This is a genomic window from Alsobacter sp., assembly GCF_059501845.1.
Map to the genome: position 1 here is coordinate 266,164 of NZ_JCACDK010000014.1, position 17,692 is coordinate 283,855.

The 17,692-nt window shown below is 70.4% G+C and carries 13 protein-coding genes; 5 read left to right on the forward strand and 8 right to left on the reverse strand.

Going from position 1 to position 17,692, the window contains the following annotated elements:
- Position 1: 1 nt before the first annotated feature.
- Positions 2 to 775 carry a PP2C family protein-serine/threonine phosphatase gene (locus AC5JCN_RS12195; RefSeq protein ID WP_495755333.1) on the forward strand — a complete coding sequence of 258 codons (774 nt, stop codon included), beginning with the start codon at positions 2 to 4 and terminating at the stop codon, positions 773 to 775.
- Positions 776 to 779: 4 nt separating this feature from the next.
- Entirely contained in the window at positions 780 to 2,912 is a 2,133-nt protein-coding gene (locus AC5JCN_RS12200; protein WP_495755334.1) for a serine/threonine-protein kinase, read from the forward strand.
- Positions 2,913 to 2,915: 3 nt separating this feature from the next.
- On the opposite strand, the gene AC5JCN_RS12205 is transcribed toward AC5JCN_RS12200, so the two are convergent.
- The 6 genes from AC5JCN_RS12205 to AC5JCN_RS12230 all read right to left on the reverse strand — a co-directional run bounded on the left by AC5JCN_RS12205 (position 2,916) and on the right by AC5JCN_RS12230 (position 10,249).
- The gene (locus tag AC5JCN_RS12205) at positions 2,916 to 3,281 is read right to left on the reverse strand and encodes a hypothetical protein (RefSeq protein ID WP_495755335.1); all 366 of its coding nucleotides are present in this window, start codon (positions 3,279 to 3,281) and stop codon (positions 2,916 to 2,918) included.
- Positions 3,278 to 3,874, reverse strand: a complete 597-nt coding sequence (locus AC5JCN_RS12210; protein WP_495755336.1) for a hypothetical protein — start codon at positions 3,872 to 3,874, stop codon at positions 3,278 to 3,280. Before AC5JCN_RS12210 ends, AC5JCN_RS12205 begins: the two co-directional genes overlap by 4 nt.
- A gap of 115 nt (positions 3,875 to 3,989) precedes the next feature.
- A complete protein-coding gene (locus AC5JCN_RS12215; protein ID WP_495755337.1) occupies positions 3,990 to 5,189 on the reverse strand; it encodes a serpin family protein in 1,200 nt (399 codons plus the stop codon).
- 4 nt (positions 5,190 to 5,193) lie between these two features.
- On the reverse strand, positions 5,194 to 7,755 hold the full coding sequence (locus AC5JCN_RS12220) for a trypsin-like serine protease (RefSeq protein WP_495755338.1): 2,562 nt from the start codon (positions 7,753 to 7,755) through the stop codon (positions 5,194 to 5,196).
- The gene (locus AC5JCN_RS12225; protein WP_495755339.1) at positions 7,746 to 9,440 is read right to left on the reverse strand and encodes a caspase family protein; all 1,695 of its coding nucleotides are present in this window, start codon (positions 9,438 to 9,440) and stop codon (positions 7,746 to 7,748) included. The genes AC5JCN_RS12220 and AC5JCN_RS12225 overlap by 10 nt, the downstream gene beginning before the upstream one ends.
- The gene (locus AC5JCN_RS12230; protein ID WP_495755340.1) at positions 9,440 to 10,249 is read right to left on the reverse strand and encodes an OmpA family protein; all 810 of its coding nucleotides are present in this window, start codon (positions 10,247 to 10,249) and stop codon (positions 9,440 to 9,442) included. Before AC5JCN_RS12230 ends, AC5JCN_RS12225 begins: the two co-directional genes overlap by 1 nt.
- A gap of 302 nt (positions 10,250 to 10,551) precedes the next feature.
- Between AC5JCN_RS12230 and AC5JCN_RS12235 the strand changes: the two genes are divergently transcribed.
- Genes AC5JCN_RS12235 through AC5JCN_RS12245 form a run of 3 tightly spaced genes read left to right on the forward strand, consistent with a single transcriptional unit; the run spans position 10,552 to position 13,583 of the window.
- Positions 10,552 to 10,839: a PAAR domain-containing protein gene (locus AC5JCN_RS12235; RefSeq protein ID WP_495755341.1), complete on the forward strand. Its 288-nt coding sequence runs from the start codon at positions 10,552 to 10,554 to the stop codon at positions 10,837 to 10,839.
- Positions 10,840 to 10,848: 9 nt separating this feature from the next.
- The gene (locus AC5JCN_RS12240; protein WP_495755342.1) at positions 10,849 to 12,522 is read left to right on the forward strand and encodes a hypothetical protein; all 1,674 of its coding nucleotides are present in this window, start codon (positions 10,849 to 10,851) and stop codon (positions 12,520 to 12,522) included.
- Positions 12,519 to 13,583, forward strand: a complete 1,065-nt coding sequence (locus AC5JCN_RS12245) for a DUF4424 domain-containing protein (protein ID WP_495755343.1) — start codon at positions 12,519 to 12,521, stop codon at positions 13,581 to 13,583. The genes AC5JCN_RS12240 and AC5JCN_RS12245 overlap by 4 nt, the downstream gene beginning before the upstream one ends.
- Positions 13,584 to 13,586: 3 nt before the next feature.
- Here AC5JCN_RS12245 and AC5JCN_RS12250 read toward each other — a convergent pair whose 3' ends face one another.
- Positions 13,587 to 16,160, reverse strand: a complete 2,574-nt coding sequence (locus AC5JCN_RS12250) for a caspase family protein (protein ID WP_495755344.1) — start codon at positions 16,158 to 16,160, stop codon at positions 13,587 to 13,589.
- A 12-nt stretch (positions 16,161 to 16,172) separates the two neighbouring features.
- Positions 16,173 to 17,591, reverse strand: coding sequence for an OmpA family protein (locus AC5JCN_RS12255; RefSeq protein WP_495755345.1), 1,419 nt, complete (start codon positions 17,589 to 17,591; stop codon positions 16,173 to 16,175).
- Between the last annotated feature and the right edge of the window lie 101 nt (positions 17,592 to 17,692).

The following is a 17,692-nucleotide window of genomic DNA, read 5'->3' on the forward strand; positions in this document are numbered from 1 at the left end:
CATGCGCGACGCCTTCATCTTCGAGACGGGCGCAGCCAGCCATCCCGGCCTGGTGCGCGAGATCAACGAGGACAGCTTCGTCACGCGCCCGGAAGCCGGCCTCTGGGCCGTCGCGGACGGCATGGGCGGGCATGATGCAGGCGACGTCGCCAGCCAGATGGTGGCGGCACGGCTGCGCGAGGTTGCTGCCGACGGAGCATTGGAAAGCCGCATCGAAGCCGCCAGGCGGAGCCTCGATCAGGCCAATGATGCCCTGTGCCGGATGGCCGAGGAACGCGGCGCGGTGATCGGCAGCACCGTGGTGGCGCTCGTTGCCGGCGACGACGGCTATGCCTGCCTGTGGTCCGGCGACAGCCGTATCTACCGGGTCGACAGTGCGGGCATCGTCCAGCTCACCCGCGACCACACCGTTGTCGAGGATCTCGTCGAATCCGGCGCGCTGACGCCCGACGAGGCCCGCACCTTTCCCGGCCGCAACGTGATCACGCGCGCCGTCGGCGCATCGACCATGCTTGCCGTCGACATGGCGCGGGGCACACTGAGCGAAGGCGATGCCTTCGTCCTGTGCAGCGACGGGCTGACCGGCCATCTCAGCGACGCGGAAATTCGGTCCTGCGTCGCGGGCAGGTCGTGCCAGCAGGCCAGCGACGCCCTGGTCGCGGCGACCCTGGCGGACGGCGCGAGCGACAACGTCACCGTCGTGGTGGTGCGCGCGCATGCGCGGGAGATGACGCTGGTTCGCCCGGGCCCGGCCCGCAGCGACATCTGGGAGTGAGGCCATGAGCGGCGAGCGTGGCGCCTTCGACCAGGCCCTGCCGCCGGGCACGACGCTGAGCGGCATCTACGAGGTCGGCAAGCGCATCGGCCATGGGGGCATGGGCGAAGTCTATCGCGGCCGCATGCTGGAGACGGGTGACTCCGTTGCCATCAAGGTTCTGAAGGCCGACTACGCCGGCGACCCGACCGCGCTCGCTCTCTTCCGGAAAGAAGCCTCGGCGCTGCACCACCTGCACCATGAGGCCATCGTCCGGTACTTCGTCTTCACGGTCGAGCCGGTGCTGCAGCGTCCCTACCTTGCCATGGAGCTGGTCGAAGGGCCGTCCCTGGCCGACCTCCTGAAGAACGGGCCCCTGGGCCTCGATGCCGCCCGGGTGCTCATGCGGCGCGTCGCCTCCGGCCTGCAGGCCGCGCACGAGCGGGGCGTGGTGCACAGGGATATCTCCCCCGACAACATCATCCTGCCCGGCGGCGACCCGGCACGGGCGCGCATCATCGACTTCGGCATCGCCAAGTCGGGCGGGCTCGGCGGCGAAACCGTGATCGGCGAGGGCTTCGCAGGAAAATACGGCTACGTCTCGCCCGAGCAGCTCGGCCTTTTCGGCGGCACGGTGACGCCACGCTCGGACATTTACAGCCTCGGCCTCGTCGTGGCGCAATCGCTTCGTGGCCGGGCCGTCGACATGGGCCGCACGCAGGCCGACGTTCTGGAAAAGCGCCGCAGCGTGCCCGACCTCGCCGATGTCGACGAGCGCATCCGGCCGCTGCTCGCCGCCATGCTCCAGCCCGACCCCGACGCGAGGCCGCGCTCCATGGCCGAGATCGTCGAGTGGACGCCGGTGGCGGCCCGCCCGCTGCCGGGACCATCCGACTCAGGGAGTGGCGGAGCGCCGCGTTCGCGCGATCCGGAGCCGGGCGGCGATGGCGGCAAACGACGGGGTCTCGCAATCTCGGCCGTGCTGGGCCTCCTTCTGCTGGCCGGCGGAGCGTATGTCGCCATCGACCGCTTCGTCCTCGCTCCGCCAGCGAAGAAGCCGACGGCGGAGCCGACGCTGGATCCAGGCGGGTCCACTGCCTCGCCGTCCGGCGGGCAGACTGCGGAGGCTCCCAAGCCCGAGGCGCCGCCGTTGCAGGATGGCCAGGCTTCGGCGCCTGCGCCGCAGCCAGCGGTCGAGCCTGCACCGGTGCCGCCGAAGCAGGAGGCGACCGCGCCGCCGCTTTCGGCCCCGTCACCGCAGAGCACTGCTGCGGAGACCTCTTCGGCACCACCCTCGCCTGAGCCGCAGAAGCCCACTGCGAGCAGCGTCGAGAACTCTCGTCCGGCGCCGCAGGGACCGACACCCAAGCCCGACCTCTCGACGATCATCCTCGATCCCCCCGCGCCGGCATCCCCTCCTCCGCAACAGCCGGTGCAGCCCACGCCGCAGCCGGTACCGGCCGATGTGGCGAAGGTGGAGCCTGCTCCTTCCCCTTCCGCTCCTCCCGCCTCGACGGTGACCACCCCACCGTCCGCCAATGGAAGCACCGACCGCGTTCAGAGCTTCCTCGATGGCTTCCGGGGCGGCCCGTGCTTCTTCGTGCAGCCCGTCGACATCGCCGGCGGCAGCGCGAGGCTGGAGGGGTACGGATCGGAAGTCGCACCGTTCCAGCAGCTCGACCGGGAGTTCACCGCCGCGAATGGGTTCGAGGCGAAGATCACGGTGGGCAAGGTGGAAAAGGCGCAGTGCCCGGCCGTCGACATGCTGGCACGCATCGGCGCGCGCGAGCGCGGCAAGGCACCGCGCATCGAACTCGCACGCGACACGGTGCGGCTCGGCGACATCCTCACGGGCACGCTTGAGGCTGGCCCCGCCCGCTACCTCGACCTGATCCTGGTGCGGGACGACGGCACCGTGCAGAGCATGCTGCCCTATGTGAAGACGAAATCGCCCATTACCTTCGGCATGCCTATCGACCGTGCTCCGGCAGCGTCCAAGCCGCAGCTGCTGGTGGCCGTCAGCAGCGACAAGCCCCTGCCCGCCCTGGACCTCGCGAAACCCGTACCGGCTGACAGACTGTTCGCAGCTCTGCAGAAGGAGATCGCGACCGACGGCAACGTGTCGATCGGTGCACGGCTGTTCCGGATCGAGAAGTGAGCACTAGCGGGTCTGGGGCTTGCCCCCGCCCGCGGCCTTGATGCGCTTCAGCAGGTCGTTGATCGCTTCCGGCGAGGCGCCTTCCAGCGGCAGCAGGTCGGGATTGCGCTGCAGGAACTCCCGGCGTTCCGCGTCCGGCGTCGGCATTCCCCGGCCGCCGGTGCCGGGGGCGGCCTTCGCCGCCTCGATCTCGTCGAGGGTGCGGCGCACGAGTGCTGGATCCGAGCGCGACAGGCTCTTCAGCGCCGGATTTCTGGCGATGACTGTCTTCTCGGCCGCAGTGAAGTGTGCCGCGGCAAGCGCCGGCACGGACGCGAGCAGGAATGCCACCGCACCCGCGATCACGGCGCGCCGGCCGATCCCGCTCACGACGGCGTCCCCATGGTGCGGATGGAGCGCCTGAGGTCGCGCAGGCAGCTGCCGAAGATGTCCTCGATCTTGCCGGTCGAGATGACCAGGACGGTGCCGTACGGGGTCCGCTCGCGCACGAGGAGGCCGGCGGCGCTGCAGTCCACCACCACCTTCCGGCATGTCTCTGTCGACATGACCGCGACCAGAAACCGGGCGAGGTTCGACTGGTCGATTGCCCCGGGACGCGCCTTCCAGTTCTGCAGCAGCCTCGGCTTGGTGTCGGCGGTGAAGATGCCGGCGAGCGCGCGCTCCATGGTGAGCCCGAGCCGCTCCATCTTCTCTTTGTCCTTCGTCAGGTCGACGATGTAGTTGTTGTGGAGCTCGACGAAGCGGTCGATGGAGGCTTCGGACTCCACGCCATAGGCCTTCAGCGAATAGAGGAACTCGGCCAGCTGGTAGGTCGACTCCATGCGGAGGCCGGCAAGTACCTTGGGCGACTTGTCCTGCGAGGATTCGCAGATGCGGTCGGAGAAGGCCGCGCGGTGCCAGCTGAAGCCTTCCAGAAATGCAAGGTCCCGGGAAACTTCACCATGGTCCCAGCTGTACGGCATTCCACCATCCCGCGCCGGAAAGTCCGGCTCGTACAGGCACCAGACTGCGCCTTTCCCGTCAAGCGCATTGAGTGAAAACGACTTTAGTGGATTGTGATGGAAGGGATCGTGCATGTCAGCGCTCCGCCGTCGCGGGGGTGGCGGGCGGAGCCCCGTAGTAGCCGGCAACGAGCAACAGGCCGGTCGGCGCGTCGCGCAGGGCGAAGATAAAGGGCCGGTCGACCGTCATCCGCACGAACTCGCCGGCGATGCTGCGCTCGACGACCGCGGCCGTGGCGGCCGCCGCCTCGGCGCCGTCCTCGTCGACCTTCATCTCCACACGCTGCACCACCTTGCCGAGGCGGGCGGGGTCCGGCCCGAACCCGGCCAGCGAAGTGGGTGACTGCCGCTCGCGCCGCAGGCCGAGCCGATCGAGCGGACCGGTGAGATCGCTCTTCTGCGACACGGAAAAGACCGGGAGCCGCAAGTCTCCCTGCACGTCCCGGAACCCCTCGCCCGCCAGCCAGTCTGCCGCTGCCAAAAAACTGCGCCGCGGCGCGGGGCGCTCGGACGTCGTCGTGACGATGACGAGGCGTGTGCGTCCGTCGGCAAAGGGCAGGTCGATGGCCGTGAACCGGTCGTCGCGGCGGAAGGCGTAGCGGCCCTCTGCAAGGGCCATCATGGCGACCTGGCGCTCCGGGCCACGAACGGGCCGGAACGCGGCCTGCCGCGTGTCCTGCCGGTCGAAGGGAACCTGCCAGCGGTCCTTGAAATGCAGCGCGCTCAGCGCCACCAGGCTGGCATCGCCCGGCAGGTCGTCGAGGATGGAGGGGATGAGCCCCGCCGTCTTGTCCTTCACCCATCCATTGATGTGGGCAAGCGTGCCGGGATCGCGAAAGTCCCGGCGCTCCAGCGCCAGACCTTCCTTCGCGAAAGAGAGCGGGATGCCGGGATAGAGCGTGACACCGTCATCGACGACGACGAGGTCGGCGAGCCGCAGGGGGCCGGAGGCGGAGCCGGCCGCACGCACGCTGTCGCGGAGACCGGCGAAGTCGCGCTCCGCGTCGCCGTCGGGAAAGCCGAGGGTGCCGTGCATCGCGGCGCGGAACCGCGGCGAGGCGCCGAGGTCGAGCGAAGCCGCCACCGCCGCGAGGCTGGCCGGAGAGACGCTGACCGTGTCGCCTCCCTGCGGCAGGGTCCGAAGCAGCCGCATGGCGAGGCGGGACTGCGCCTGGGCGAGCCGGGTCGCCCCCTCCTGCGACATCGCCTGCGCCGTGGAAAGGCAAAGCCCCAGCCCGGCGAGAAGGCACAAGAGGACCTGGATCGATCGCGCCATGGTGTCACCTGATCGTGTAGGGCTTCGACGCGAAGGACCATTTCGGCTGCACGACCCGCCCCGCCTCGTCGGCCGGGGTGATGCGCAGCGACTGTGCGAGGCGGTAGACGTAGTCGAGCGCCGCCCTTTGCCCGCCCAGCGTCACAGGCATGTCGGGCAGGTCGATCACCTGGACGGGCTGGTCACTCACCACCGCGACGACCATGCCGTTGCCCGAGGGCGGCTCGGCCACGTACTCGAAGCCGGCAAAAGGGTTGCCCATGTCTGGCACGGTCAGCACGCGCCCTGCCTTCAGCAGGTTGGCCGTCGGCTTCTCGCCCTTCGGCGTCGCCATCGAGTGCCGGTTGGGCCAAATCTGCGTCAGCTTGCCGGAGGCATCGACGTCGATCAGGACGAGATAGCCGGGCTTCTTCGTCTGCACGCGGAAGGCGATCTTCTGCCCCACGGCGATGTCGTCCCCCGGCAGGATCTCGAGGCTCACGCCGGCGGGGTTCTCAGCCCCGAGCGTCGCCTGCACCGCCTCCGGCGTGGAGGACGGCTCGACGCCCGTCACCGCGTCCTCGCCGAGCCGCGAGGCCGAGGCCTCCAGCTGCGGGGTCAGGCCGGCCTTGCACAACTCCGGGCGGGTGTCGCAGTAGGCGGCCGACTGGGAGCGAACGTAGTCGAGCAGCTGGGCAAGGCTCCTCGGCTCCTTCGTCGCACCCTTGCCGCCGCTGCGGGCCCGCACGCCATCGACGAAGCGCCGGGTGAACACCCCCATGGGTTCCGCCGCCGTCCGGTCGACGAGGGCGAGTTGGTCCTCGGCGACGGCGGACCACACCACGGCATCGTCAATGCGCTCGACGAACGAGGATTTCGGCGCAGTCGCGGCCCGCAGCGAGCGCTGCGCGGAGGTGAGCTTGCGCGACAGCTCCTGGTCGAGATCGAGGACGGCCTCGAGGCTTCGGACATAGCCGAGGTCCGCCGGCGTCATGCCGGACCCGCCGACGTCGCGCGTCACCGTGCCGGAATGGCAGGAGTCGAACACCGCCGTCACCTTGCGGTCGCGCAGCCTGGCCATGCGGGCGGCAATCTCGTCATCGATGATCTGGTTCTTGACCTCGGTCACCTTGCCGCTCGGTCCACGCACCAGCTCGACGTCGACCGGGACGAGCGTCTCGTCGAGGCCGTCCTCCTCGTCGCCATTGTCGTCCTTCGCCTGGAAACCGTGGCCGCTGAAGTGGATAAAGACGCGCGAGCCAGGCTTCGATCCCGCGACGAGCCAGTCGTCGATGGCGGCGAGGATGCCCGCGCGGGTCGCCTTCTCGTCCGTGAGCGTCATGATCTGCTCGGGCTTGTAGCCGAGCGTTTCCGTCAGCAGCCGGTACTCCGCCTTGACGTCGTTGGTCGAGCCGACGAGGCGCAACTGCCCGGGGTAGGCATCGATCCCGATCAGAAGGGCGCGGTCTCCGCTAGCGTCGCCGGCCGTGGCGGGCTGTGCCGGAGAGACCGGCTTCGGGGCCGGAGGCGCAGTTGTCACTGGTGCAGGGGGCTGAGGCTGCCCGGACGGGACCAGCGCCGCCAGGGCGTCCTGCGCGGTGAACTGCGGGCCGGGCTGGGCCGGAGCCGAGGGCGCAGGCGTAGCAGCAGGTGCCTGCACTGCGACGGCGGCTGCGGCGATGGGCGGTGCCGCGGGACCGGGCGCGCCCCCCGTCGTCTCCCTGATCCAACCTTCGAAGGCGGCGACGCGGGTGTAGACACCGTAACGGTTCTTCGCCGCGCAGCCCTCGCCCCAGCTGACGACGCCCACCTGGGTCCAGCCGCCGGCGGCGCGCGCCACCAGCGGACCGCCGCTGTCGCCCTGGCAGGCGTCGCGTCCGCCTTCCTGGAAGCCGGCACAGAGGTTGCGCTGGTCGAGCGAGTAGCCCCGCATCGTGCTGTCGGAATAGGCCTGCCGGCAGGCGGGAACGGAGACGACGGGAAGCTCGGCTTCCTGGAGGGCCGTGGGCAGCTGCGCCGTATCGAAACCGTGCGCGGTGGAGGTGAAGCCCCAACCCGTCACCACGGCCGAAGCGCCGCCGAGGTCGGTCTGGGCGGCCGCCTCGCCCGGCAAGGGCACCGGCTGCGCCTGCGTCGGCGTCTCCAGTTCCACCAGCGCGACATCGTTGACGAAGGTCCTGATGTCGAACTGGGGATGCACCACGACGTTTCGCGCCCGCAGCATGCGGGGGTCGCCCGCCTTGGCGACGAGGCTGCGCGGCAGCTCGGTTTCGCCGGCGACGAGCAGGATGTCGCGGGCCGTGAGGCTCTGCTTGCCCGTGCTGCCGGAGACGAAGCAATGCGCGGCGGTGAGCACCCAGTTCGGCGCGATGACCGTGCCGCCGCAATGAGCCGCCGACCTGCCTCGCTGCTGCGGGTCGGGCGCATAGATCTTGACCTGCCACGGCCAGGCGCCCTTTTCGGCCGGGCGGCCGCCGACGACGCGGTCATCCGAGGGCTGGGCCGCGGTCTGTGCCCCCACGCTACCGGGCAGCAGCATGGTGAGGCCGAGGGCAGCGGCAAGGATCCGGGACGGGCTCAGGCGCATGTCGCCCTCCTCCGCCGGCCGGGTCGCCGCGCCCGCCGGCGCCGCGGTGCCGTGAAGATCGCCGTCGCTCCCAGCCTGGCGTCCGGCGGCATGAAGCGGCCGAGCACGTCAGGAACCTTGCCGGCATTGCGGGTCCCGTCGAGCGAGGCGAGGGCATCCACCAGGCTCGGCATCGGCCCGGCGGCGCTGACGGCGATGACCTGGTCGGCGCCGTAGGGCGGCGACACCCTGACGGGCAGCCGCACCGCCTCGCCCTGCGGCACCGGGGAATCGCCCTTTTGCGGGTAGAGCATCTGGACGGTGCCGTCCCCGGCGAGGTTGAAGACGGCGAGAGCCCGTCCATCCGCGCCGGGCACCTCGACCTCCACCAGCGCGCCGGCATGGTGCACCCGGTCGTCCGGCACCATGCGCACGCTCTGCGCACCGCGGCCGGTCAACCGCTTGATCTCGCGCAGCGCGGCGAAGCGGTCCGCCGCCGCGCCGATCGAGGCGACATCGATGCCGCGCGCGATGACGTCGACGCCGGCGAGAAGGTCGCCGGTCGCCGGATCCCAGACGAGGTCGGGCGCGGCGTCCGTTGCCACGACGCTGACCGGGGCCGCACGGGCGCGCATGTCGGCGAACCACGTCATCTGGCCATCGAGGGCCGCGACGGTCACCGGCTGGAGCTCGGCCGGCGCGGAGGGTGCGCGTGAGGCGAGCGGAGCGTCCTGCTGGCCCGAACCGGCACTGCGGAAGACGGCCGCCGTGTGCATGTCGAGCGCCGGCGCGTTGATCGTCACCACGTTCTGGCGCTGGTCGGTGAGCTGGTAGGCGACCTGCCGGACATAGGCGTAGAGCTCCGCCAGCGTCACCTGCCCGTCCTTGTCGGCATCGGCCGCGCCCTCTGCGGCGCGGGCCACGGCATAGGTCAGGGCGCCACGCCAGCCCGGCACGTCGGGGATCTTCACCTCGGGCGCCTTCGAGAACTTGTCGACGGCGCCCAGAAAGACGGAGCGCTCGAAATCCACCTGGGTGAGGAAGGCGTCCGCCTCGGTCACGATCGGCTTGAGCTCGTCGTCGGAGATGGCAAAGCGGGGCACCTGCCGGTAGCTGAGCTCGACGCCGCGGGGGTCCGCCTCGCGTGCCAGCCCGCCGCCATGGCAGGCATCGGCCACGAAGAGGACGGAGGCGCCCTTCGCTTCCAGGCGCTTGACGATGACGTTGAATTCCTTGTCCAGCACGCGCTCGCGGGATCCCGGGCCGGTCGCCGGGTCGAAGCCTGCCAGGAGGAACACTTCCTCGTTGCCGTCGGGCTCCGAGCCCTTGACCTTCTCCGGCTCCTGCGCCCCGTGGCCTGCGATGGACAGGATCACGAGGTCACCAGAGCCGGCGCGCTTGGTGAGGGCGTCGGCGGCGGCCATCACCGCGTCGCGCGACGCTCCGGCATCGGTCAACAGCGTGACGTCCTGCGCGCCGAGCCTCCGCAGCGTCCCGGCGATGTCCTGCGCGTCGGCGACGGCGCCGCGCAGGGGCCGGAAGGCGCGGTAGTCGTTCACGCCGATGGCGAGCGCCCGCACCTGCCCTCCCCCGGGCGCCTGCAGCGCGGCGGCCTCAGCGGCGACGGGAACCAGCAGCGCCGCAGCCGCAACCGCAATGCCCGCGAGAACCGCCCGAGCGCGGCATGCCCGGAAGCGGGCGGCCATCACTGGCTCCCCGTGTCGCGGATCCATTCGACCCGGCGGTTCAAGGCGTAGATATCGTCCTGGCTGAGGCCGGAGGTATCGGTCAGCCGCAACGGCTCGGCGGCGCCGCGCCCGTCGGTCGCGATCTCGGCCGTGATGCCGTTGTCCCGCAGGAAAGACGCGACGGCCTCGGCCCGCGCGACGGAGAGCTTCTGGTTGTAGTCGGCGCCGCCGCGCACGTCGGTGTGGCCGACGACCATGACGCGGGCCGGCTGCTGCTCGCGGATCGCCGTCAGCAGCTCCTGCGCGGCCGCCTCTCCTGCGGCGGTGAACGTGGTCTTGTTGTAGTCGAAGGTGATCGGCACCGGGACTGCCCTAGGCACGATGCCTCTGATCGAGGCCGCGTAGAGACCTCCCAGCCGACCGTCGCGGGTGGAGCGCGTGGTGTGGACGACGCCCGCCTCGCCCGCCACGTTCACGGCCAGGATCCGCGCCTGGGCGGCGCGGTCGACGAGGTCCTGGATTTCGAAGGGAGCGGGCGGGTTGGGCGTCACGCTCTCGTTGCGGACGATCTCGATCGCGGCATCGAAGGCGGATGCCGCCTCGGCGAAGCGCCGCTCGCCGAAGCGCACTTCCCCGACGGTCGCCGAGGCCTGCCAGAGCACTTCCGGTGCTGCGGCATCGGCCAGCATGCGCTCATACTCCGCGACGGGACGGCCCCTCGCCATGAGGGTCTGCGCGCCGCGCAGCCGGAGGGCGGCGAGGCGGCGCTGCGCCTGGACCTGGTAGCGCCCGCAGGCGGCATCCCTGGCGATGATGTCGACAAGCATCGCGGCGTCGGTTTCCCTGCCGGCATCAACCGCTCCATTGAATTTCTGCAGAATTGCGTCGCAGTCTTGCGCGCCCGCTCGCCCAGCCGCCAAGCAAAGCGGCAACAAGGCCGCCAGAAGCATGGCGGGGAAACGCGGAAACGACACGGGACGGCCTCCACTGCACTGATGTCCGGAAGTGTCCATCTCGGGACGTCCCGGCACAAGCGACCGGTCCCCAAACGGATTGCCGCCACCGACCTCGACCGGATGCCGTGCCGTGCTACCCTCAGTGCGTTGAGATGCGCCCGAGGAGGCGACCGATGCCACAGCCCGCGGCCCGGCTCGGGGACATGCATGTCTGCCCCATGGTCGACGTGCTGAAGCCGCATGTGGGCGGGCCCATCGCGATGGCCTGCCCCACGGTGCTCGTCAGCGGCCAGCCCGTCGCACGGATTGGTGACCTCGCCATCTGCGTCGGCCCGCCGGACGTGATCGTGATGGGCTCCCCCAAGTTCCTCGTCGGCGGCATGCCGGCGGCGCGCATGGGCGATATGACGGCCCATGGCGGGGTGATCGTCCAGGGCGCCCCCAACGTCCTGCTTCCCTGAGAAGCCGCCATGTTTCCCGCCCGGCGGCTCGCCGCAACCGCCTTGCTCGCAGCCCTGGCAGCCGGACCTGCGCTCGGGGCGGGCACTGTGGTGCGGGAACTGCCGAACGGGGCGGGTCGCAGCGCGGTCGGGGTGGTCGAGGCCGGGGAGGACACGGAGGTGTCGGGTCCCGATGCGATCTATGCCGGCGAGGGCGGCGACGTCTTCATCCTCGACCAGGTCAATGGCCGCGTCCTCAGCTTCGATGCCGAGCGGCCGGATTCCGAGGTCCGCTCGCTCGACCTGCCGCCCGACATGGCGCCGACCGATCTCGTCGCGGTGCGCGGCGCTCTCTACGTCTGGGACGGAGAGGCAAGGGCGCTCGAACCGGACGGCCCGCCCGGGGAAGCGAGGGCGCTCCGCGCGGCGGGCGACGGCTCCGAGGTCGATGCCTTCGCCAGCTCTGCGTTGGCGCAGATGGGCTCGCAGCCGCCGCCGTCCGACACTGACGTTCTCGGCTCGTCAAGCCGCGCGCTGGAGTTGCGCGACAAGCCGGAGCCCATCCGGCAGTTTCTCGCGTCGCGCGGGGCGGGCCCGGTGGTGGCCGAGGTCGCGACCCGGCCCGGAGGCAAGGCGGCCCGTGTCGAGGTCAGGCGCCAGGGGGAGACGCGGCTGCTCTCAGGGCTGGACCTGCGGGTCACGAACCGGCTCGGCGCCGTCGAACTGCTCGACATCGACAAGCAGGGGCGGCCCTACCTGATGGTCGAGAACATCCCATCGTCCCGCAAGCCGCCAGCGACCTACGTGGCCCGCTTCACGGCGGCCGGGGCCCTCGACGGGGTGTTCCCCCTGCCTCTCGGCGAGACGATCGCGCTCTCCCGCCGCTTCGTGACGGTGTCGGCCAAGGGCGCCGTCTACTTCCTGCGCACGAAAGCGACCGGAATCGAGGTCGTGTCCGTCGATGCGCTCCCTCCCGCCGAAAAGGGTCTCGTCGAGGCCGGTAACGCCGATGCGCCGGTCGCCGACCAGCCGAAGCGCAAGGGCGGGACCGCGACCGCTGTACGACCCGTCACCCGCCAGCAGGTGGTGGAGACGGCGCTGGCTTTCGCCTCCATCCGCTGGACGGTGAACCAGGCTGCCTACGGGCCTGATCCGGACACGGCGTGCTCGGGCTTCCGCCGCATCCGCAGGCCGCCCTACATCGAAGGCCAGATGAACAAGATCGTGCAGGGCATCCCTTATTGCTGGGGCTGCCACGGATCGCTGGCCAACGTCCGCTCCAGGCTCGAACAGGGTGTGCTGGCCGGCAACGTCTGCACCCGCAACGAGCCCCGGCGCGACGCCGTCGGGGTCGATTGCTCGGCCTTCGTCAGCGCGACCTGGGGGCTCGGGCAGCACTACACGACGATGGCGATCCCGACGATCACGACGGTGGTCGAGGACCCGTGGAGCATGCTGCCGGGAGATGCCTTCAACAAGCCCGGGCGGCACGTGATTCTGTTCCTGCGCTTCACGCCCGACCGCAAGGTGGAGGTGGCGGAGTCGTCGCCGGGCGCATGCCGCGGCAGGGTGTGCCGCAACATCTATCCCCTCGCCTCTCTCCTGGCGCGAGGCTACACCCCCGTCCGCTTCCGCGGCCTTGCCCCCGACACGGCGGCGGACGCATCGCCGCCGGCCCAGCCCGTTCCTGGAAAGAAGAAATGACAATCGCACCCCTAATCCCGTGCCCCGCGGGTGTGGCAAGCCGCATCGCGGTTCTCCTCATGGCGGGAGCGGCCGTGCTCGCCCCGCCGGTGGCGCGGGCCAATGACAGTTCGGCGGAACTGTCATTGGGCGGGCTCACCTTCACCCGCAGCGACGACGTGTCGATGGAGGAGGAGGACCTGCAGATCTCCCCTGAGAGGACGCAGGTGCGATATCGCTTCCTCAACAATTCCGCCGCGCCCGTGACGCTGACGGTCGCCTTCCCGCTGCCCGATATCGACCTCTCCGACCTCGACCAGGACATCGCCATTCCCGGCACCGACCCGGTGAACTTCGTCGACTTCCACACGCTCATCGACGGCAAGCCGGCGCCGTTCACGGCTGTCCAGAAGGCCATGCTGGGCGAGAAGGACGTGACCGCGAAGGTGAAGGCCGCCGGCCTGCCGGTCATGCCTGTCGGGCCAGATGCCGATGCCCTGCAGCCCCGGGCCGAAGCGCTTGCTCCCGCGACGCTGAAGGAACTCGTCGACGGAGGCATCCTCGTCGAGGCCGGGACCGGGGCGGAGGGCAAGGCGCTCTACGGTGCGGGCTGGACCGTCCGCACCAGCTTCGTGCGCAAGCAGACGTTTGCGCAGGGCGTGCCCGTGCAGGTCGAGCACAGCTACCGCACGAGCCTCGGGCAGAGCGTCGATACGGTGCTGCGCGCGGCGCTGCGCAAGAACCCGACCTTCGCGGCGGAGATCGAGCGCTATCGCAAAATGTACTGCATCGACGACCTGTTCCTGCGCGGGATCGACAAGATCGCGGGCACGGCGGACGCCAATCCGGCCAATGTGCAGGAGCGCCGGATCTCCTACATCCTCAAGACGGGTGCCAACTGGGCCGGGCCGATCCGCAGCTTCCGCCTGCTGGTCGACAAGGGGAAGCCTGACAGCCTCGTCAGCTTCTGCGCTAACGGACTGAAAAAGATCTCGCCCACGCAGTTCGAGCTGCGGCAGACGGACTTCACGCCCACCTCCGACCTCGCCATCCTTCTGGTCGGCGTCTTTCCGGTGAAATAGCAATCAGAACAGGTCGGCGCGCACGTTGCTCGCGATGAACTGCGCCTGCGCGACGGCGACCATCGCGGCATCCAGCGTGTCGGCGGACAGCGTCAGCTTGCGCTGCTGGGCGACGGTCCGGGCCGCTGCGACGAGCCTGTCCTCCGGGACGTCCGGCGAGCCGGCGGCGGCGAGCATGATCCGCAGCGCCTGCACCTTCGTCTTCCGGTCCATTGCGGCGAGCGCCTTCGTGCCGTTCGCGGCCGAGTCCACCCCGGTGTAGGCGGCGGCGCGGGCGTAGTATGTCGCGGCCTCGACGGGGTCGGCCTTGCCGCCCTTGCCCATACGCGCGAGCTCGGCGAGGTTGAAGGCGGCCCAGCCGTCGCCGCGATCCGCGCCGGTGCGGTACCACGCCTTCCCCTGGGCGAGGTCGATGGGCACCCCGATCCCCAGCACGTACATGCGTCCGATGCTGTTGGGTGCCGCGGGATGGCCGAGGTCGGAGGCCTTGCGGAAGAGTTCGAGTGCCTTGCCGGTGTCCTTCGGAACGCCGATGCCGTCGAGGTAGACGTAGCCGAGATTGTGGATGCCGTAGACGTCGCCGCGCCCGGCTGACGCTTCCCAGTAACGCCTGGTCATCTCCAGGTCGACAGGCACGCCCTCGCCGCGCTGGTACATGCGGCCGAGCGAGTTCATCGAGAAGGTGTGGCCTGCCCGCGCCGCCTGCTCGAAGCGGTCCTTGGCCAGCGCGAAGTCCTGCTTCATGCCCCGGCCGTCATAGGCGAACGCGCCGAGCGTGTGTACGGCGAAGATGTCGCCGGCAGCCGCGGCCTTCTCCAGTTCGGCGCGGCCCCGCTCGAACTCGACGGGAATGCCGGCACCGAGCGCATACATGTAGCCCATCGTCTGGCGCGCGCGGACATGGCCGAGGTCGGCAGCGGTCTGGAAACGGGACAATGCCTCCTCGGAGCGGCCAAGGGCGAGCAGGACACGGCCCAGCGCGTACTGGAAGCGGCCGATCTGCGGCTTGGCTTTCACCGCGGCCTCGCAGGCCGGCAGCGCGGCAGCCGTGTCGATCTTTCCGGTCAGCACGCCTTCTGTGACGCCCTGGGGGTCGAGGACCGACCCGGCGAGCCGGTCGCAATCGGTGACCTTCACGTCCACCGAAAGGCGGGCCTCGCCGCGCGCGGGCTCGACGGCCTCGAACACGGCTTCGACGACCTTTCCGCCCTGCCCGGGCGGCGAGAGAAAGGCGAGCCTCGGCAGGTCGGCCGCGTCGATCGACTTGCCGGTCTCGATCACGCGGTCACCAATGAGGAGCTGCCCGAAGGGCAGGTTGGAGGCGAGCCTCACGCGCACGCCGGTCGAGGATGGCGGCAGCTTCGGCGCCGAGGTGTAGACGAGATTGGGCCCCAGCCCGACGAGCGACACACCCTTGCCGTCGATCCGGCCGATGTCCGCGACGGGAGCTGGAGCGGCCGACGCGGCGCCCTTCTGGTGCACGATGGAAACCAGCACCGTTTCCGAGTTGCCCCAGCTGTCGTCGACCCGCAGGCCGAAGGCGTCTGGCGTACCGCCGGTCGCGGAGTAGGCGAGCCGCGGGAAGTCGTTGCCGGCGAGGCTGTCGCCGTCGTTCAGGGGCTTGCCGTCGACGAGCAGGCGGCCGGCCCGCGGCGCTGGGCTCACGGTCGCCTTCAGGGCTCCGCCTTCCGGCTGGAGGGGGGCCTTCAGCCCGAGAGGCCACTGCGAGCCCTCGTCCGGCAACAGGACCATCGCCACCTTGTCGACGATGGGCGGCGGGCGCTTGGGGACCAGGAAAAAGTCGCCGACAAGCGAGGAATTGTCCCAGGGGATCTGCTTCTGCTCGGTTTCGCTGGTGACGTCGGCACGGACCCGCGTCAGCACCTGGCGGATCTCCAGGCGCGGCGTCGTCGCGTGCTTGACGAAAGCGGCCGTGAAAGGGCTGAGCTCGCCCGTGCCGTCATAGGCGACGGACCCAGGCGACGTCGAGAACACGACGAGGGACCCGAGGGTGCTGCTGATCCGCGCCAGGCCCCTGACGGCCCCGGCGCCGCGGGTCGCGACCGTCGTCGTCTCGGAATAGGGATTGTTCCGGCAGGCATCGAGGAACAGCAGTTCCACCTTCACGCCGGCCTGCTTGATGATGTTGCTGACGTCCTGCAGCGCGACCGCGTCGAGCGTGAGGGTGAGGTCGTCGGGGCTGGCCGAGACGGGCAGCAGGAAGTTGCGGTTGTCCGCCTGGATGGCGTGGCCGGAATAGTAGAAGAGCGCCACGTCGGCGCCCGGCAGCATCCCCTTGAAGCGGCGCAGGGTCTGCTCCATCCCCTGCTTGTCGAGATCGGTGGCCAGCAGGACGTCGAAATCGAGTTTACGCAGCACCTCTGAGACGCGCGTCGCATCCTGGACCGGATTGCGGAGCGTGCTCTTCTGGTAGGCGGCATTGCCGATGACGAGGGCGACGCGGCGCTCGGCGGCTGCGGGGGCCGACCAGGCGGCGATAAGGACCGCAGCCAGGGCGAAGAGGAAGGCGACGCCGCCTCCCCTGCCCGCAACGAGTACAGACCGCGCCGCCCGCATCACATCCCCCGATCAGGCTGCGTATCGGACGCGGCCGCGCAGCCAGTCCTCGAGCAGCATCGGCGTGACGTCGATGCGGTCGTAGTCGACCATCAGGAAGCCCTCGGCGTCATAGAGGATCGCCTCGGGGACGACAGGCGCAATGTCCTGCGCCATGCAGCCGACGTAGAACGGTCCACCCCAGACGTACTGGAAGCTGTAGATTGTGTGACCGTCGGGGGAGCGGCCGAGCTTCGCGATGTGCCGCTTGAGCCGGCGGTCGGAACTCCAGCCACCGCCGCCGCCGCCACCCGCGCCGCCGCCACCCGCGCCGCCGCCACCTGCGCCGCCGCCACCTGCGCCGCCGCCAGCACCACCGCCCGCGCCACCACCGGCACCGCCGCCTGCACCGGCGCCACCTGAGCCACCGCCTGCACCGGTGCCCGAGGCACCTCCGGCGGAGCCACCGCCACTGCTGCGTCCGCCATAGCCTCCGCTACCCCCGCCGACTCCCGCCGTCGGGAAAAACACCACGGGAGCCTCGGGAGCGCCCTGGGCATTGTCGAACGGATCTTGGTTGGGAACGGGGCGGCGGATCGCAACCGGCCGCTGCTGGACGGGGCGTGGCGCGATGCGCCGAGGGGGCGCTGCAGCGTCGAGATCACGGGTGACCACCACCCGGCGCACCGAACGCGGCTTGCTCGCGACCTTCTTCTTGACCGGAGCCGGGGTCACGGCTGCAGCCGCAGCCGCCGCGGCGGCCGGAACCGTCCTCGCGGCCGACGGCGCAGCACCGCCGCCGATCCACTCCACCGGCGTCGCACCGAGATTGACGACCCGCACGCGGTCGCCGGGGACGAAGCCCTGGCTGTCGGGATCGACCATGCGGCCGAAGCCGATCGCCCAGAGCCGCTCGCGGGACACTCCCCGGCGGGTCGCCAGGGTCTCGACCACGGCGCGGGCCCGGAGGTTCGCGAGGCTGCGGTTGAAGTCGTCAGATCCCGAGGCGTTGGTGTGGACGCCGATCACCACGGCCGAGCGGGCCAGGGCGGGATCGCCCAGTGCCTGGCCGATCATGTCGAGCCGAGCAATGGCCTCTGGGGTGAGGAGGTCGGAGTTGGGCTCGAAGTCGAGCTGCGTCTGCATGCTCGCGAAGGCGCGGAGGTCGCGCATCGCATCCGCCTCGCGACCCGGCCCGAGGGTCAGCTTGCCGGGCGCGGAGGCCGGCCCGAGGCTGCGGGTGAGCGTCGAGGAGGTGAGCTGGCGGATGATGTCGTCAGCCGCCAGGGGTGCCGTGAGCGGCGCCACCGCCGGCGCCGCGGGTGCGGCTGCGTCCGGCGCAGTGCCCGGGAGAAGCTGCCGCAGCACGTCCTGCGTGCTCTCCTGTGCCCTGGCGGGACCGCAAAGGGCTGCCAACAGAACGATGATGCTGGTCGAGGCACGGAGGTTCATGGCGCTCTCCACATGCAGGTCGTTGACCGAGTTCAGTTATCGACCCGGGGCCAGTGTAAGGACCGATTGCGGCTGCCTCAATGGCGAGGCCTTCAATCGGC

Bases quoted from the DNA above. Each gene is read 5' to 3' on its own strand.
- AC5JCN_RS12220 (WP_495755338.1), bottom strand. From the start codon at position 7,755: ATGCGCCTGAGCCCGTCCCGGATCCTTGCCGCTGCCCTCGGCCTCACC.
- AC5JCN_RS12230 (WP_495755340.1), bottom strand. From the start codon at position 10,249: ATGCTTGTCGACATCATCGCCAGGGATGCCGCCTGCGGGCGCTACCAG.
- AC5JCN_RS12245 (WP_495755343.1), top strand. From the start codon at position 12,519: ATGACAATCGCACCCCTAATCCCGTGCCCCGCGGGTGTGGCAAGCCGC.
- AC5JCN_RS12235 (WP_495755341.1), top strand. From the start codon at position 10,552: ATGCCACAGCCCGCGGCCCGGCTCGGGGACATGCATGTCTGCCCCATG.
- AC5JCN_RS12210 (WP_495755336.1), bottom strand. From the start codon at position 3,874: ATGCCGTACAGCTGGGACCATGGTGAAGTTTCCCGGGACCTTGCATTT.
- AC5JCN_RS12200 (WP_495755334.1), top strand. From the start codon at position 780: ATGAGCGGCGAGCGTGGCGCCTTCGACCAGGCCCTGCCGCCGGGCACG.
- AC5JCN_RS12215 (WP_495755337.1), bottom strand. From the start codon at position 5,189: ATGGCGCGATCGATCCAGGTCCTCTTGTGCCTTCTCGCCGGGCTGGGG.
- AC5JCN_RS12250 (WP_495755344.1), bottom strand. From the start codon at position 16,160: ATGCGGGCGGCGCGGTCTGTACTCGTTGCGGGCAGGGGAGGCGGCGTC.
- AC5JCN_RS12240 (WP_495755342.1), top strand. From the start codon at position 10,849: ATGTTTCCCGCCCGGCGGCTCGCCGCAACCGCCTTGCTCGCAGCCCTG.
- AC5JCN_RS12225 (WP_495755339.1), bottom strand. From the start codon at position 9,440: ATGGCCGCCCGCTTCCGGGCATGCCGCGCTCGGGCGGTTCTCGCGGGC.
- AC5JCN_RS12195 (WP_495755333.1), top strand. From the start codon at position 2: ATGCGCGACGCCTTCATCTTCGAGACGGGCGCAGCCAGCCATCCCGGC.
- AC5JCN_RS12255 (WP_495755345.1), bottom strand. From the start codon at position 17,591: ATGAACCTCCGTGCCTCGACCAGCATCATCGTTCTGTTGGCAGCCCTT.